At 66.3% G+C, this 15,728-nt stretch carries 14 protein-coding genes and 1 pseudogene; 6 read left to right on the top strand and 9 right to left on the bottom strand.

The features are described from left to right. From ACLP4W_RS17780 to guaB, 3 genes are all read right to left on the bottom strand, one after another. Positions 1-1,720 (bottom strand): GMC oxidoreductase (locus tag ACLP4W_RS17780; protein ID WP_442388122.1); only part of this gene is annotated, 1,720 nt, incomplete at its 3' end. Between the two features lie 55 nt (positions 1,721-1,775). Then, the gene (locus tag ACLP4W_RS17775) at positions 1,776-2,903 is read right to left on the bottom strand and encodes a GuaB3 family IMP dehydrogenase-related protein (RefSeq protein WP_442388125.1); all 1,128 of its coding nucleotides are present in this window, start codon (positions 2,901-2,903) and stop codon (positions 1,776-1,778) included. Between the two features lie 14 nt (positions 2,904-2,917). Then, positions 2,918-4,507 (bottom strand): IMP dehydrogenase, encoded by a 1,590-nt coding sequence (guaB, locus tag ACLP4W_RS17770; RefSeq protein ID WP_442388120.1) that lies wholly within the window; start codon positions 4,505-4,507, stop codon positions 2,918-2,920. A 160-nt stretch (positions 4,508-4,667) separates the two neighbouring features. Here guaB and ACLP4W_RS17765 point away from each other — a divergent pair, with 160 nt between their 5' ends. Next, positions 4,668-5,078, top strand: coding sequence for a DUF5319 domain-containing protein (locus ACLP4W_RS17765; RefSeq protein WP_442388119.1), 411 nt, complete (start codon positions 4,668-4,670; stop codon positions 5,076-5,078). A gap of 12 nt (positions 5,079-5,090) precedes the next feature. Here ACLP4W_RS17765 and ACLP4W_RS17760 read toward each other — a convergent pair whose 3' ends face one another. The 3 genes from ACLP4W_RS17760 to ACLP4W_RS17750 all read right to left on the bottom strand — a co-directional run bounded on the left by ACLP4W_RS17760 (position 5,091) and on the right by ACLP4W_RS17750 (position 7,383). After that, on the bottom strand, positions 5,091-5,900 hold the full coding sequence (locus tag ACLP4W_RS17760; protein ID WP_442388117.1) for an anti-sigma-D factor RsdA: 810 nt from the start codon (positions 5,898-5,900) through the stop codon (positions 5,091-5,093). Then, positions 5,893-6,468 carry a sigma-70 family RNA polymerase sigma factor gene (locus ACLP4W_RS17755; protein ID WP_442388116.1) on the bottom strand — a complete coding sequence of 192 codons (576 nt, stop codon included), beginning with the start codon at positions 6,466-6,468 and terminating at the stop codon, positions 5,893-5,895. The genes ACLP4W_RS17760 and ACLP4W_RS17755 overlap by 8 nt, the downstream gene beginning before the upstream one ends. 81 nt (positions 6,469-6,549) lie before the next feature. Next, the gene (locus tag ACLP4W_RS17750; RefSeq protein WP_442388114.1) at positions 6,550-7,383 is read right to left on the bottom strand and encodes a hypothetical protein; all 834 of its coding nucleotides are present in this window, start codon (positions 7,381-7,383) and stop codon (positions 6,550-6,552) included. A 354-nt stretch (positions 7,384-7,737) separates the two neighbouring features. On the opposite strand from ACLP4W_RS17750, the gene ACLP4W_RS17745 reads away from it, so the two are divergent. After that, on the top strand, positions 7,738-8,046 hold the full coding sequence (locus ACLP4W_RS17745) for a WhiB family transcriptional regulator (RefSeq protein WP_442388112.1): 309 nt from the start codon (positions 7,738-7,740) through the stop codon (positions 8,044-8,046). 13 nt (positions 8,047-8,059) lie between these two features. Here the strand turns inward: ACLP4W_RS17745 and ACLP4W_RS17740 are convergent, their stop codons facing one another. Further along, positions 8,060-8,455, bottom strand: coding sequence for a hypothetical protein (locus ACLP4W_RS17740; protein ID WP_442388110.1), 396 nt, complete (start codon positions 8,453-8,455; stop codon positions 8,060-8,062). A gap of 467 nt (positions 8,456-8,922) precedes the next feature. Here ACLP4W_RS17740 and ACLP4W_RS17735 point away from each other — a divergent pair, with 467 nt between their 5' ends. The 4 genes and pseudogenes from ACLP4W_RS17735 (at position 8,923) to ACLP4W_RS17720 (ending at position 12,885) form a co-directional block, all read left to right on the top strand. After that, positions 8,923-9,666: an SDR family NAD(P)-dependent oxidoreductase gene (locus ACLP4W_RS17735; RefSeq protein ID WP_442388108.1), complete on the top strand. Its 744-nt coding sequence runs from the start codon at positions 8,923-8,925 to the stop codon at positions 9,664-9,666. A gap of 50 nt (positions 9,667-9,716) precedes the next feature. Then, positions 9,717-10,583: an ABC transporter substrate-binding protein gene (locus ACLP4W_RS17730; RefSeq protein ID WP_442388106.1), complete on the top strand. Its 867-nt coding sequence runs from the start codon at positions 9,717-9,719 to the stop codon at positions 10,581-10,583. A 93-nt stretch (positions 10,584-10,676) separates the two neighbouring features. After that, positions 10,677-11,548: pseudogene (locus ACLP4W_RS17725) on the top strand (SDR family NAD(P)-dependent oxidoreductase). Between the two features lie 593 nt (positions 11,549-12,141). Further along, entirely contained in the window at positions 12,142-12,885 is a 744-nt protein-coding gene (locus ACLP4W_RS17720; RefSeq protein WP_442388104.1) for a cupin domain-containing protein, read from the top strand. A 636-nt stretch (positions 12,886-13,521) separates the two neighbouring features. Here ACLP4W_RS17720 and ACLP4W_RS17715 read toward each other — a convergent pair. Continuing rightward, entirely contained in the window at positions 13,522-13,944 is a 423-nt protein-coding gene (locus tag ACLP4W_RS17715) for a nitroreductase family deazaflavin-dependent oxidoreductase (RefSeq protein WP_442388102.1), read from the bottom strand. Between the two features lie 153 nt (positions 13,945-14,097). Further along, the gene (gene groL / locus ACLP4W_RS17710; protein WP_442388124.1) at positions 14,098-15,720 is read right to left on the bottom strand and encodes a chaperonin GroEL; all 1,623 of its coding nucleotides are present in this window, start codon (positions 15,718-15,720) and stop codon (positions 14,098-14,100) included. Positions 15,721-15,728 lie beyond the last annotated feature (8 nt).

Below are 15,728 nucleotides of genomic sequence, written 5' to 3'. Positions count from 1 at the left end.
CCGGATCGATCGGCAGCCAGCGCAGCGCGCCCGGTGCGTCGAGGGGTACCACCGGGTGTGCGGGCGGGATCGGGGCCAGCCTGCGGTAGGTGTCGCCCTGCAAAGGCCGCTGATCGTTCTCGCCCTTGTTGGGCCACAGCGAGGCGGCCCGCTCGGCCTGCGCGGCGATGGAGAGCGACGGGTTGACGCCCAGGTTCGCCGAGATCGCCGCGCCGTCCACCACATACAGCGTCGGGTAGCCGTAGACCCGGTGATACGGGTCGATCACCCCGCGCTCGGGGCCGTCGCCGATCACCGCGCCGCCGAGGAAATGCGCGGTCAGCGGGATGTTGAACAACTCGCCCCAGGTGCCACCGGCCACGCCGTCGATCTTGGCGGCGATGCGGCGGGTGACCTCGTTGCCGACCGGGATCCACGAGGGGTTCGGCTGGCCGTGCCCCTGCTTGCTGGAATACCAGCGGATGCCGAGCTTGCCGCGCTTGGTGAACGTGGTGATCGAGTTGTCCAGATGCTGCATCACCAGGGCGATCAGCGTGCGCTCGCTCCACTGGTGGACATTGATCATCCGCAGTAAGCCGCGCGGATCCTCCCTGGCTTGCCGCACCAACTGCTTCCACCGTGGCACATCGCTGCCGCCGGGGCCGGCGCCGTCGGTCATCAACGTCTGCAGCAGCCCCATCGCGTTGGAGCCCTTACCATAGCGGCAGGGTTCGATATGCGTGTCCGACGTCGGATGAATCGACGACGTGATCGCCACCCCGTGGGTCAGGTCCAGACCGGGCGAGACCTGCAGCGTCGCGGCACCGACGATCGACTCGGAGTTGGTGCGGGTCAACACACCCAGCTGTTTTGACAGCCGGGCCAACTTCCCGGCATCCCGCATCTTGAACAGCAGGTGCTGGGTTCCCCAGGTGCCCGCGGCCAGGATCAGATGTGCGGCGGTGAACGTGCGCCTGTCCCGGCGCAGCCAACTTCCGGTGCGAATGGTGCGGACCTCCCACAATCCGTCGGAGCGCTCCTCGAAGCCCTTCACCGTCGTCATCGGAATGACCTGTGCGCCCGCCGATTCCGCCAGGCCGAGGTAGTTCTTCACCAGGGTGTTCTTGGCGCCGTAGCGGCACCCCGTCATGCAGCAGCCGCATTCCAGGCAGCCGGTGCGCGCCGGCCCCGCGCCGCCGAAGTACGGGTCGGGCACGGTCTTTCCCGGCGCCTTGGTGCCGTCCGGCCCGAAGAACACCCCGACCGGCGTGGGCACGAAGGTGTCGCCGCACCCCATCTCGTCCGCAACTTCCTTGACGATGCGGTCGGCGTCGGTGAACGTCGGATTCTCCACCACGCCCAGCATCCGCTGCGCCTGTTGGTAATGCGGCATCAGCTCGCCATGCCAGTCGGTGATGTGCGACCACTGCCCGTCGTTGAAAAACGGCTCCGGCGGCACGTACAACGTATTGGCGTAGTTCAGCGACCCGCCGCCCACTCCGGCGCCGGCCAAGATCATCACGTTGCGCAGCGGGTGGATCCGTTGGATGCCGTAGCAACCCAGCTTGGGCGCCCACAGGAACTTGCGCAGGTCCCAGGACGTCTCGGCGAACTCCTGGTCGGAGAAGCGGCGACCTGCCTCCAGTACGCCCACCCGGTAGCCCTTTTCCGTTAGCCGCAGCGCGCTGACGCTGCCCCCGAACCCCGAACCGATGATCAGGACGTCGTAATCCGGCTTCATCGCACCAGTATGGCTTTACTCGCCGGTAACAAACCAGGGCCAGGCCCCGGCTGGCTCAGTTTCCAGTGGTCAGGCCGACCTTCTGGAACTCCTTGAGGTCGCAATAACCGGCCTTGGCCATCGAACGCCGCAGACCGCCCACCAGGTTCAGGCTGCCGAACGGGTCGTCGGACGGGCCGTTGAGGACCTGCTGCAGCGGCGGGCGCTCACCGACCGCGATCTGCAGCAACGCTCCCCGCGGCAATGACGGGTGCGCTGCCGCCGCCGACCAGAACCACCCGCCGCCGAGCGCCTCGGCGCATTCGGCAAGCGGGGTGCCCAGCACCACCGCGTCGGCGCCGCAGGCGATGGCCTTGGCCAGCTCGCCCGAGGTGTGGATGTCGCCGTCGGCCAGCACGTGCACGTAGCGGCCGCCGGTCTCGTCGAGGTATTCGCGGCGCGCGGCAGCGGCGTCGGCGATCGCGGTGGCCATCGGCACACTGATGCCCAGCACCTCGTCGGTGGTGGTCGCCCCCCTGGTGGAGCCGTAGCCGACGATGACGCCGGCGGCCCCGGTACGCATCAGGTGCAGCGCGGTGCGGTGGTCGAGCACACCGCCGGCGACCACGGGAACGTCCAGCTCGGAGATGAAGGTCTTCAGGTTGAGCGGCTCGCCGCTGCTTGTCACGTGCTCGGCGGAGATGATCGTGCCCTGGATGACCAGCAGATCGATACCGGCCGCGAGCAGCACCGGCGTCAGCGACTGGGCGTTTTGCGGGCTGACCCGCACCGCGGTGGTCACTCCCGCCTCACGGATGCGGGCAACCGCGGCGCCCAGCAGGTCCGGGTCCAGCGGCGCCGCATGCAGCTCCTGCAGCAGCCGGATCGCAGCCGAGGGTTCGGGCTCCTTCTCGGCGGCCTCGACAAGCTGCGCGATCTTGGCCTCGACGTCGGCATGCCGGCCGATCAGCCCCTCGCCGTTGAGCACGCCCAGCCCGCCGAGCCGGCCGAGCTCGATGGCGAACTCGGGCGACACCAGGGCATCGGTCGGGTGCGCCAGCACCGGGATCTCGAACCGGTAGGCGTCCAGCTGCCACGTCGTCGACACGTCCTGCGACGAGCGGGTGCGCCGCGACGGCACGATATTGATCTCGCTGAGTTCGTACGTGCGACGGGCGGCGCGGCCCATCCCGATCTCGACCATGGCCAGTTCGCTACTCACCGCGCGTAGTAGTTGGGGGCTTCGACGGTCATGGCGACATCGTGCGGGTGGCTCTCTCGCAGGCCGGCCGCCGTGATCCGGACGAACTGCGCCTGTTGCAGCGCCTCGATGGTGGGCGAGCCGGTGTAGCCCATAGCGGCGCGCAGACCGCCGGTCAGCTGGTGTATCACCGAGGACAGCGGTCCGCGGAACGGCACCCTGCCCTCGATCCCCTCGGGCACCAGCTTGTCCTCCGAGAGCGCGTCGTCGGCGAAGTAGCGGTCCTTCGAGTACGACTTGCCCCCGCCCCGGCCCTGCATGGCGCCCAGCGACCCCATGCCCCGGTAGCTCTTGAACTGCTTGCCGTTGACGAAGATCAATTCGCCGGGTGCCTCGGCGGTGCCGGCCAGCAACGAGCCCAGCATGGCCGTCGACGCGCCGGCGGCCAGCGCCTTGGCGATGTCGCCGGAGTACTGCAGTCCCCCGTCGGCGATGACCGGCACGCCCGCCGGCCCGCACGCCGCGACGGCCTCCAGGATGGCGGTGATCTGCGGCGCGCCGACGCCGGCCACCACCCGCGTCGTGCAGATCGATCCCGGTCCCACACCGACCTTGACCGCGTCGGCGCCCGCTTCGACCAGGGCCGCGGCCGCGGAGCGAGTGGCGACATTGCCGCCGATCACCTCGACGCGGTCGCCGACCTCGGCCTTGAGTTTGCCGACCATGTCGAGCACCAGCCGGTTGTGCGCGTGCGCGGTGTCGACGACCAGCACGTCAACCCCGGCGTCGACCAGCATCATCGCGCGGACCCAGGCGTCACCGCCGACACCGACGGCGGCCCCGACCAGCAGCCGACCGTCGCTGTCCTTGGTGGCCAGCGGGTGCTGTTCGGTCTTGACGAAGTCCTTGACGGTGATCAGCCCGGTCAGCCGGCCGTGGCCGTCGACGACCGGCAGCTTCTCGATCTTGTTGCGGCGCAACAGGCCCAGCGCCGCGTCGGCGCTGACGCCCTCCTGCGCGGTGATCAGCGGGGCCTTGGTCATCACCTCGGCGACCTGCTTGGTCTGGTCGACCTCGAACCGCAGATCGCGGTTCGTAATGATGCCGACCAGCGCGCCGGAATCGTCGACCACCGGCAGACCGGAGATCCGGAACCGGGCGCACAGCGCCTCGACCTGAGCCAAGGTGTTGTCCGGCCGGCAGGTGACCGGATCGGTGACCATGCCGGCCTCGGAGCGCTTCACCATCTCAACCTGACCGGCCTGTTCGGCGACCGGCAGGTTGCGGTGCAGCACGCCCATGCCCCCGGCCCGGGCCATCGCGATGGCCATCCGCGACTCGGTGACGGTGTCCATCGCCGAGCTGACCAGCGGCACTTTGAGCCTGATCTTCTTGGTGAGCTGGCTGGAGGTGTCCGCAGTGGCGGGAACCACGTCGGAGGCCGCGGGCAGCAGCAGGACGTCGTCGAACGTCAGTCCGAGCATCGCCACCTTGTAGGGGTTGTCGCCCCCGGTAGCCACCGGATCATCGGCCAGACCGCCCACGCGCACGTACGGACTGGCGACCAGGGCGGAGCTGTCTTCTAGGTGGGACATGCCACGGGTCATCGGTGGGGCCCTCCAAGTATGCGGAGTGAGAATCCCATCCTATCGGCTCGCTTCGCCCCGGCACTCGCTTGCTCGGGCGTGCCGCCGGCCCCGAACCGTACGGACAGCGCGGGTATCTCCCTGCTGGCGTTATCGCGGCCCGCTTGCGTAGGCTAGAGGCGTGCGTGACCACCTCCCACCGGGTTTGCCGCCCGACCCATTCGCTGACGACCCCTGCGATCCGTCAGCGGCGCTGGAAGCCGTCGAACCGGGACAACCCCTGGATCAACAAGAGCGGATGGCGGTCGAGGCCGACCTGGCCGATCTGGCCGTTTACGAGGCGCTGTTGGCGCACAAGGGTATTCGCGGACTTGTGGTGTGCTGCGACGAGTGTCAGCAAGACCACTATCACGACTGGGACATGTTGCGGGCCAACCTGCTACAACTCCTGATCGACGGCACCGTTCGCCCGCACGAGCCTGCCTACGACCCCGAACCGGACTCCTACGTCACGTGGGACTACTGCCGGGGATACGCGGACGCCTCGCTCAACGAAGCGACGTCAGACGCCGACGGGTTTCGTCGCCACTGAGCGTCCCCTTGCTCAGGGCGTGACGCTGGGCGCATCCGAAGACCGGGCGGGCGTGGTCGAATGATGCCGGTGCCGACCCGAAGACGGAGTGGTTGACGGGCTGGCCGATGGCGTTGGCGACGGGCTTGCCGACTGGCTGGGCTTGCCACTCGGCGTCGGTGAGACCGGAGTGGTCGAGGCGGCCGGGGCGCTTGGCGGCTTCGACCGCGGCGCGGTGCTCATCGGCAGCGTTGCGTTCGGGTTGCGTGACTCGACCTTGGTATTCAGCAGGTTCACCTCGTCCATCAGGTCGTGCCTGCCGGCCCCGTCGTTCATGGTTTGCACGGTGCTGCTGACCTCGGCCAGCTGGTTCTGCGCCTGAGCCCATTGGCCTTGGTCGATCATTTGCTGAACCTTGGCCAGATCGGCCTTGGCGGACAACATGATCTGGTCGTCGTTAACCCGCGGCTGGTCGAAGAACATCGCGTGCAGGCCGTACAGCGTCTCCCCGGGACGGGCTTCGACCACCATGGCGCCGAACCCGCTCAGGACCAGCAGCGTCGCGGCAACCGATCCGATCGCCGCCAGGCCACGACGGGAACGCTGCCGATCGGCTAGCCCGGTGCGCAGCGCTTCGACGGCCTCTTCCGGCGAAACCAGCGCACTGGCCGGTGGCCACCGCAGGTTGTCGCGCCAGTCCTCCAGCAGGACTGCCAGCACGTCGTCGTTGGTGTCGTCCAGGTCAACCGGCCGGCGGTCGGCGAGTGCGTTGAGGAGCAGGTCGGTACGGGCCAACTCGTCCAGGGCCGGTTGGTCGGGGACCGCATAACCAAATTCACGCATAGTCACCTGCCGCGACGATTTCGGACTTGAGCCGGGACAGCGCACGGTGCTGGGCCACCCGGACGGCTCCCGTGGTGCTGCCGACGGCGGCGGCGGTCTCCTCGGCGGACATGCCGACGACCACCCGCAGGATCAGGATCTCGCGCTGCTTGGCGGGCAAGATCTCAAGCAATTCGTTCATTCGGCTGACCGAATCGGCTTCGATCGCCATCTGTTCCGGGCCCGCGTCCGAAGACCGGCGTTCGGGAACCGATTCGGCGGGGTAGGCAAGGTCTCGGCCGGCGGCCCGGTGGGCGTCGGCCACCTTGTGGGCCGCGATGCCGTACAGGAAGGCCAGGAACGGACGCCCCCGATCCCGGTAGCGCGGCAGCGCCGTGATGGTCGCCAAACACACCTCCTGAGCCACGTCGTCTGCTGACAGGCCACCACGCTCGACTACACCGACTCGCGCGCGGCAATATCGCACGACAATCGGACGGATGGTCTCCAGCACCTCCCGTAGCGCGTTCCGGTCTCCCGCCACGGCCTCCGCAACCACAGCGTCGAGACGTTCCCCTTGAATTGTCATCGACGGCGGTATCTCCAACGTTACGGATGGGACACTTCGCGGGCTAACTAACCAAATGACAATAACGGCCCGAAGGCCGTTTCAAGCGGAACGCCACGTTCCACCGGCGCGCCGCACCTGGCCTGCACAGATATTCCGAATTTCACACAGCTCTTGTGTTGAAAACGAGACGTTTTCGATATCGATCAGCAAGCAAGCCAGCGCCCACCGAAGGGGTATGAGTTGCAATCGCCCGGTGGCGTCCAGCGCCGCCTCGGCGACCGCGCGGGCGCGCTCGGTGCTGCCCGCGCTGCGGAGGGCGGCGGCCAGCACCACCTCGCTCTTGACCCGGTGTCGCGCCGACCGGACGCCCATCGCCTGCGCCAGCTCGACGGCTTCCTCGGCGTGACGCACGGCCAATGCACCGTCGCCGGAGGCCATCGCCAGCTCGGCAGCCACCCACCCTCGGCGCACCGGGAGCCGGTCCGGCGCCGCCAGCCTCGGCGCGAGCAGCGGGTCCACGCGAGTCAACAACGTCGCCGCGGCCGCGAAGCGGCCGACGCCCCACGCGTCGGCCGCCAGCCCGATCAGTGCATCGGCACGCGCCTCGGGATCCGCGCGGGCCAGCGCCAGGGCACGCCCGTCCCAGCCCCGCGCCGACGTGTGCCAACCGAGCTGGCGCAAAAACGACGCCTGCGTGCTGTGGGCCAACGAGACCAACCGACCGGGCGAAGCACCGCGACGTAGCACCTCCAGATCGCGGTAGGCGCTGCCGTAGCGACCCTGCCCGCCCGCCGCTACGGCCCGCAGCCAGAATTGGTTTGGTGTCGACGCCGTCGGCAACGGCCAGCTGCCGGGTTGATCCCCGAAGGCGGCGGCGGCCAGCTTGTGCTCAACCATCCGCTCAACCATCGAAGTGTGACGAGTTTCAATCACGCTGATAGTAGTAAACAGTTTGTGGTGTCCGTGTTACCGAACTGTTAATCACGACCGCCTATGTACTAAATGCTTCTCCACCACCGGTACTCGCTGAGCTGCGCAATCACGGTTCGGTCAAGTGCCTGGTAGCACGGTTACCGTTCGGGAAATGCGTAGCAGATGAACGTGAAGTTAATTCTCCTCCAACGGTCATATATTTTGCCGGGCTAACTGGCTATTGCTGAAATTCGCCCTCGCCCTTAACGTCTAGGCTTGACGGGTAGTCATCGGTGACGCCACTCCAATTCAGTTGCACAATCGCTTCGCGAACCTGACCTTCTGGGCGTGCCGTGCAGAGAGGGAACGAGCCAAATGCCACAGCCGGAGCAACTACCTGGGCCCAACGCCGACATCTGGAACTGGCAACTTCAAGGCCTGTGCCGCGGCGTCGACTCGTCGATGTTCTTCCATCCTGACGGCGAGCGTGGCCGCGCCCGCATGCAGCGCGAGCAGCGCGCCAAAGAGATGTGCAGACGGTGCCCGGTGATCGAGGAGTGCCGTTCCCATGCTCTGGAAGTCGGTGAGCCGTACGGCGTTTGGGGTGGCCTGTCGGAATCCGAGCGCGACCTACTGCTCAAGGGCGACATCGGCCGCGCGCGCGGCATCCGCCGCTCGGCCTGATCGCTTAAGTGACCTAACGGATCGGCCCCCGCCCATCGGCGGGGGTCGATCCGGTTTCAGACCGCGCGGTGGAGACGACGACCGTGACCGTCGGCAGAACTTGTCGCAAAATGGACGACGTGGTCAAATCCCTTGACGCCGACGGCAGCCCCGTCGACTCCAACTCCACCGCGGTAGCTGGGTCGGTGGCCACCGTGGCCAGCTCGGCGGTGGCCGGCTCGGCGGCGACGGTGGCCAGCTCGGCGGTGGCCGGCTCGGCGGCCACGGTGGCCAGCACCGCGGTGGCCGGCTCGGCGGCCACCGTGGCCAGTGCCGCGGTGGCCGGATCGGCAGCCACCGTCGCCAGTGCCGCCGTGGCAGGATCAATCGCCACGGCCGCCAGCGCCGCCGTGGCCGGAAGTGCCGTCACCGCAATGTCACTGGCGGTCGCCGGGAGTGTCGGATGTGTGGCTTGTGCACTATGCACACGCTGTCTCGCGTGCCTGGGTTGCCTCGGCTGCACGAACTGCGTCGGGTGCGTGGGGTGCTACAACTGCTCGGGCTTGCGCTTTGCTGTCGGCCTCCGCGACGTACACGTATAGCCCACCGGTCCTGCCATAACCTAGATCGACTCAGTTGTGCGACCATCTGTCGCGTGTTGGCTGAACAGGCGAGCTATGTTAACGACGCTTGAAGGAGTCGTCACTTGCGCCGGCAGCCTTTACCGGCGTGCATCGCGGGAGTAGCGTTCGGCCTTGCCAGCACACGCCGTCTCGACAGCTTGTCGGGAATCTTCGGCGTGCGATGACGTCGACATCTCCCCTTCGTCTGGCCGTCAGGGAACTGTCAGATTCCCACAAGCTACCCGGACTGTTGGCACAGGCGGAGGTAACGCTGATGAGTCGTGTTGCGGTGATCACCGGAGCCAGCCGCGGAATCGGTGCGGCGACCGCATTGGTCTTCGCGCAACGGGGATTTCGGGTGGTCGTCAACTACCACTCGAGTGCCGAGGAAGCAGACGAGGTGGTCCGGACCGCGACCGCGGCTGGCGGTGAGGCCGTGGCAATTCGGGCCGATGTCACCGCACCCGACGATGTCGCCGCGATGTTCGAGGAAACCGATCGACGGTGGGGCCGGGTCGATGTGCTCGTGCACAATGCACTGATTCCTTACGATGTCACCTCGTTCGCCGATCTGAGCTGGGAGCAGCTCGGCGGCAAGTTGGACCGAGAGCTGCACGCCGCCTTCCTGGTGACGAAAGCTGCTGTGCCGGGAATGATTTCCCGCAGCTACGGCCGGCTGGTGTATCTCACCACGGTGTTGTCCCGCCGGCCCCGTCAAGGCATGATCACGGTGGGCACCGCCAAGGCGGCGATGGACCAGTTTGTCCGGTACATCGCACTCGAACTGGCGCCGCACGGGATCACCGCTAACCTCGTTTCGCCCGCCACGGTGGGAGATGCAAAGGCGAACGAGCTGTTGGCGGCCGCAGAGGTGCGTCAACTCGGCGCAACCAATCCCATGGGTCGCCTGGTGTCCCCCGACGAGGTGGCCAAGACGGTGGCTTTCTTGGCGAGTGAGGATTCCGGTTTCACCACCGGTCACTGCCTGGAGGTCAACGGCGGCCTCGCCATGGATTGAAACGGGTTCCGCCGCCAGGGAACTGAGCAGATCGGAAAGGGGCTTTGGCCGTGGAGACGATCGATCTCGCCTATGTCGGGCGTGGTATCCACGAGGAGCTGGTCGCCCATGTTGCCGACCAAGAGGGCTACTTCGAGGATGAGGGTGTCCACGTCGCCATCCGCGACGGGATCGGCTGGCCGGCGGAGCGTCTGCGCCGCGGCGCGGTGATCGGTTTGGGCCGAGCCCTGTTGTCGCGGATGACCGACGGGATCGGTTGGACCGCGCTCAGCGTCAGCACCGATCATCCGCTGTTCTGGTTTCTCGGCAACGCCGAGGTGAAGTCCATGGCAGATCTTCGCGGGCGGCGCCTGGCCGTCCACGCGCCCGATAACCCTCCCGGAACTTTCGCCCGGATCGTCCTGCGCAAGCATGGCCTGGACCCCGACCGCGACGTGAAATGTGTGGTGCGCCATCCGGGTGACTATCAAATGGACCTGCGACGCCTTCGGGACGGCTCGATCGACGCCGCCTACGTGGGCAGCACGCTCTCACCCGAACAGGTCGCCGAAGAAGAAGGGTTCCACGTGCTGGCCTGGGTCGGCGATCACTTCCGGATCCCCACCGTGGGCGTCGTCGTGGACCCCGTCCACATCCCGCTGGACAGCCCCGCCCTGCAGGCTCTGGTGCGGGCCAACCAGCGGGCGCTGCGGATCCTTGCCGAACAACCAAGCCGAGCCGTCGACTACACCGCCTGGTTTCTCGGCCGGCTCACCCGTGACGAAGCGCAGCAATACTACGAACGCTATGTCGGCCCGTACTTCACCCCCGACCACCGGGTGGACCTCGACATCGCGCAGCAAGCGATCGACGCGGTTGCGGCCGAACTGGGCGTCGCGCCGGTAGCCGCCGACGCCATCTATGCGCCGTCCCCATGAACGTCGTCCCGACGCATTAGGACTGACGACGCATTAGGACTGACAAGGTCAGACGAGCGAACTCGGGCGCGAGCCGGCACTCTAATAGACGGGATGGTGGGCGTGTCTAAAGGTGAAACCGTTGCCGTCGTAACCGGCGGCAGCCGCGGCGCTGGACAAGGGATCGCACACGCCCTGGGAAGCCATGGGTGCACCGTCTACGTAACCGGCCGCACGGAGCGGGCAGGTCAATCCCCGCTTGCGGGCACCATTCACGACACCGCCGAGTTGGTGTCCTCGGCGGGCGGCAAAGGTATCGCCGTCGCGGTGGATCATGCCGACGACGCACAAGTGCGGGCCCTGTTTGATCGAGTCGCGCGTGAGCAGGGTCGCATCGACATCCTGGTGAACAACGCCGCGATCATCCGCGACGAGATGATGGGTCGGACAAGCTTCTGGGAAGAGCCCCTCAACGTCATTGACACGCTTGACGTTGGATTGCGCAGCAGCTACGTCGCGACCGTCTTCGCCGCTCCGCTGATGGTGCCCAACGGCAAGGGACTCGTGGCATTCACATCATCATCCGGATCGGTGCACTACATGTTCGGCCCCGCCTACGGCGTGGCGAAGGCGGGCACCGACAAGATGGCCGCAGACATGGCAGTCGACTTCAAAGATCATGGCATCGCCGCAATCTCGATCTGGATGGGAACCCTACTACCCAACGAGTCCGCGAAATCGTCGCTGCTGCCCCCGAAAAGCTCGGCCACATCCTCGACAACGCCGAAAGCCCCGAACTCACAGGTCACGTGATATGGGCGCTCTACAACGACCCGCTCCTGATGGCGGTCAGCGGTTGCACCCTCATAGGCGCCGAGCTCGCCGCACACTATGGGATCACCGACGGCCATGGCCGGCAACCAACCTCATGCCGGGATCTCCATGGGATACATCCACATCCCCAGTTCGCGCCTCCACACGGCTGAGAGGTGATGAGCAGGACGGAACACCGCCGCCGTCGTTGCCAGCGGTGCTCCGTCCACCACCTACAGCCATTCTCAGGATGCCGACCGTGGGGCCTATGCAGGGAAACCGTTGAGATTTCGTGCATTAGCCCCACAGTCGGGCACCAACCGCCACCGCGACACTGAAACCGCGCACGCGACACGCCGAAAAACGTAGCCGTGGTGCACGTTTCGCGGGCACAAAACACCCCGGCGATTACGCCGAGGGTATTCCGTCTACCGCCTAGTGAGCGTGGCCGTGGTGGTGTCGGAGTGCAGACCGGGGCGGTCCTTGCTGACACCAGCGTCGCGTGGCAGATAGCGCCACCCAGATTTTCTATTACGCGGTGTTCACGAGTACAGCCTTTTACAGGGGCCACCGCCGCACTAGCCTGAAGGGCGCCCGCTCCTCTACGGTCGCTGAGCTTACGACACCGCGCTGGAGCTGCCAGAAAACTGAATTTGGGGAGCGTCTGGGGCGCTCCGAAGGGGCCGATCGTCGCCGTCGGTAGAAAGGCACTCGCCCCTTACTCACAGTCTTCCTATGCCCGACGAGCAATGAGAGAGGAATTGTGATGACCGACCCGAAGAATCCCGCCGATGGCGCGGCCCAACCGTCGATTGACGACCGAACGGTGCCTTCACCGAATCCACCCGGCTCGGATACCCCGCCCCCACAGCCCTTGCCGGAGGGCCCTGGGATCGGCGCTGGGGCGTGGCCTGACGAGCAGACCACGCCGGTCGGCCATGGTGAACAGACAGCCGGAGGCACCGATCCCGATCATCCACACCTCTTTCACCTGGCCGACTGGGGCGGCAATGTCTTCCCCGGCGGCAGCCTGCAGGGCGCTAACAGCGAGAACTGGCCAATTCTGGTCGGTCAGAAAGGCGCCGTCTATCTTGCTCGACTGGCTGTCGGCGGGATCCGAGAACCGCACTGGCATCCGAGCGCCTGGGAAATCAACGTGATCCTGGCGGGCAGGAGCCGATGGGTGTTCGTCGGACCCAACGGCACCCAGGACGCCTTCGAAGCCGACAAAGGCGACGTGATCTTCGCCCCGCAAGGCCACTATCACTACTTCGAGAACGCCAGCGCCACCGAGGAATTGGTAGCTCTCATCGTATTCAACTCTGATGCCGCAGAGCCCAAGGACGACATCGGCATTGGTCAGTCGCTCACCGCCATACCCAACGACGTGCTGTCAGCGGTGTTGAACGTGCCCGTCACCGTCTTCGAACAAATCCCTACCGTTTCAGGCCGCATCGTCATCGCGAAGCGCCCAGAAGGCCAGACGGGCGCCGCACGGTCAAGGACGTGATTGGCGACAGACGCAAAACCCCGACACGCCGAGCGTGCGGGGGTTTTCGCGGCTACTCGGGATGCCGACCGTGGGGCCTATGCACGAAAATCGTTGCAATTCCGTGCATTAGCCCCACAGTCGGAAATCAACTGCCTAGTGGTGATGGTGGCCGTCGCCGTCGGCCTCGTCGGCAGGCTTTTCGACGACCGCTGTCTCGGTAGTGTTTGATTGCAGCCCACCGCGACACTGAAACCGCGCACGCGACACGCCGAAAAACGTAGCCGTGGTGCACGTTTCGCGGGTAGAAATATGGGGCCCGGACGTCGCCGATCACCAAACGAAACACCCCGGCGATTACGCCGAGGGTATTCCGTCAAGCGCCTAGTGAGCGTGGCCGTGATGGTGACCGGCGTGCTCGTCCCCAGTGGCGGGCTTCTGAGCCACAGCCCTCGGTGGTGTTGAATGTAAGCCATGCAGGCTCTGGTCGCAGTGCCCGGTCGTCGGCCGGCAACGGGCCCTAACTGCACTGCGGAACAACACTATTGCCTCGATACAAATATCGGGCGATGACATCCAACTCACAACGCCATAACACGGCGACCGAGGTCCGGGACCATGAAGGCCCCGGACTTCGTCGTTTTCGCGTTTACCGCGTCACTCCAAGACGAACACGGGGATCTTCCTCGCCGTCAGCGACTGCAATTCGATGTAGTGGGGATAAGCTTCGGTTCCCCTCTGCCACCACTCTTCTCGCTCGGCCCCATGAACCTCGCGGGCGGTCAGCTCGAACACCTTGTCGCCGTCCTGCACCGTGACCTCCGGGTTGGCCCGGAGGTTGTAGACCCAGGAGGGGTTCTTCGGGCTCCCTCCGATGGAACCGATCATCGCGTAGCGCCCGTCCTTCTCCACCCGCATCAGCGGCACGTACCGCTTCTGCCCGGACTTCGCGCCCGTCACCGTGAAAAGGACGACGGGGCGATCCAGGATCAGGACCCCGTCGGTAGTGCCTTGTTCCAGTATTTGTTCGGTCTGCTCTCGCACCCAATCGGTGGTGCTGAGCTGTACTTGATGCGTCATGCCCGCCTCAACATCTCGGCATCCCTAGCCATTCCCACGGCGAGGGGTCCGTATGGCGAAGAAGTTCCGACTCCCAGCGCAGGGTCGAGAGAAGTTCTCACGTAAACGAAAACACCCCCGGCCAGAAGCCGGGGGTGCTCTGTGTTGGCGCGTCTAGTGGGCGTGACCGTGATGATGGCCGTGGTCGTGCTCATCCGCATTGGCCGGCTTCTCGACGATCGCTGTCTCGGTGGTGAGCACCATGCGAGCCACCGACGCCGCATTGAGGACCGCCGACCGGGTGACCTTCACCGGGTCGACGACGCCGTCGGCGACCAAATCGCCGTAGCTGAGCGTCTCCGCGTTCAGCCCGTGCCCGGCGGGCAGCTCGGTGACCTTGTGGACCGCGACCGCCCCGTCCAGCCCTGCGTTGGCGGCGATCCAGTACAGCGGTGACCCCAACGCCTCGGAGAACACGTCGACGCCTGCCGCCTCGTCGGCCGTCAACGACGCACGAAGTTCCTTCAGCGCGCTGCGGGCTCCGATGAGCGCGGATCCACCGCCCGCGACGACGCCCTCCTCGACCGCGGCCTTGGCGGCCGCGACGGCATCCTCGACGCTTTCCTTGCGCTCCTTGAGGGCGGTCTCGGTGGCGGCACCCACCTTGATCACGGCCACCCCGCCAGCGAGCTTGGCCAGCCGCTCCTGCAGCTTCTCGCGATCCCAGTCTGAGTCGCTCGCCTCGATCTCGGCACGCAGTTGCTTGATCCGGTTGGCAACCGCTTCCTTGGAGCCGCCGCCGTCGACGATGATCGTGTCGTCCTTGCTCACCACAACGCGGCGAGCCGAACCCAGCACGTCGGTGCCGACCTCCCGCAGCAGCAGGCCGGCATCGGGATTGATCACCTGGCCGCCCGTGACCACCGCCAGGTCCTCGAGGAATGCCTTGCGCCGATCGCCGAAGAACGGCGCCTTGACCGCGACCGCTTTCAGCGTTTTGCGAATGGAGTTGACGACCAGCGTCGCCAGGGCCTCGCCCTCGACGTCCTCGGCGACGATCAACAGCGGCTTGCCCGATTCGGCGACCTTTTCGAGCATCGGCAGCAGGTCGGGCAGCGAGCTGACCTTCTCTTGGTGCAGCAGGATCAGCGGGTCGTCGAGCACGGCTTCCTGCGAGTCGAAGTCGGTCACGAAATACGCCGAAAGGAAGCCCTTGTCGAAGCCGACGCCCTCGGTGAACTCCAGCTCGGTGCTCAGGGTCGAGGATTCCTCGACGCTGACCACGCCGTCGGCGCCGACCTTGGTCATCGCCTCGCCAACCAACTCGCCGATCTGCTGGTCGCGCGAGGAGACCGTCGCCACCTGCGCAATCGCTTCCTTGCCGGAAACCGGGGTGGCCGACGCGAGCAGCGCCTCGGACACCGCGTCGGCGGCCTTGCTGATTCCCGCGCCGAGCTCGATCGGGTTGGCGCCCGCAGCGACGAGGCGAAGGCCGCCCTTGATCAGCGCCTGCGCCAGCACGGTCGCGGTCGTGGTGCCGTCACCGGCGACGTCGTTGGTCTTGATGGCTACCGACTTCACCAACTGGGCGCCCAGGTTCTCGAACGGGTCTTCCAGGTCGATCTCGCGTGCGACGGTGACGCCGTCGTTGGTCACCGTGGGTCCGCCGAATGCCTTGGCCAGCACCACATGCCGGCCGCGCGGCCCCAGCGTCACCCGTACCGCGTCGGCGAGAGCGTTCACGCCCGCTTCCATCGCGCGACGCGCGGTTTCGTCGTACTCAATGATTTTGCTCATCAGGCTCC

This window comes from Mycobacterium sp. (assembly GCF_052145595.1).
GTDB lineage: Bacteria > Actinomycetota > Actinomycetes > Mycobacteriales > Mycobacteriaceae > Mycobacterium.
This window is presented reverse-complemented; position numbering and strand designations above follow the sequence as displayed.

Bases quoted from the DNA above. Each gene is read 5' to 3' on its own strand.
- ACLP4W_RS17775 (WP_442388125.1), bottom strand. From the start codon at position 2,903: ATGGTCGAGATCGGGATGGGCCGCGCCGCCCGTCGCACGTACGAACTC.
- guaB (WP_442388120.1), bottom strand. From the start codon at position 4,507: ATGACCCGTGGCATGTCCCACCTAGAAGACAGCTCCGCCCTGGTCGCC.
- ACLP4W_RS17760 (WP_442388117.1), bottom strand. From the start codon at position 5,900: ATGCGTGAATTTGGTTATGCGGTCCCCGACCAACCGGCCCTGGACGAG.
- ACLP4W_RS17755 (WP_442388116.1), bottom strand. From the start codon at position 6,468: ATGACAATTCAAGGGGAACGTCTCGACGCTGTGGTTGCGGAGGCCGTG.
- ACLP4W_RS17745 (WP_442388112.1), top strand. From the start codon at position 7,738: ATGCCACAGCCGGAGCAACTACCTGGGCCCAACGCCGACATCTGGAAC.
- ACLP4W_RS17735 (WP_442388108.1), top strand. From the start codon at position 8,923: ATGAGTCGTGTTGCGGTGATCACCGGAGCCAGCCGCGGAATCGGTGCG.
- ACLP4W_RS17720 (WP_442388104.1), top strand. From the start codon at position 12,142: ATGACCGACCCGAAGAATCCCGCCGATGGCGCGGCCCAACCGTCGATT.
- ACLP4W_RS17715 (WP_442388102.1), bottom strand. From the start codon at position 13,944: ATGACGCATCAAGTACAGCTCAGCACCACCGATTGGGTGCGAGAGCAG.
- groL (WP_442388124.1), bottom strand. From the start codon at position 15,720: ATGAGCAAAATCATTGAGTACGACGAAACCGCGCGTCGCGCGATGGAA.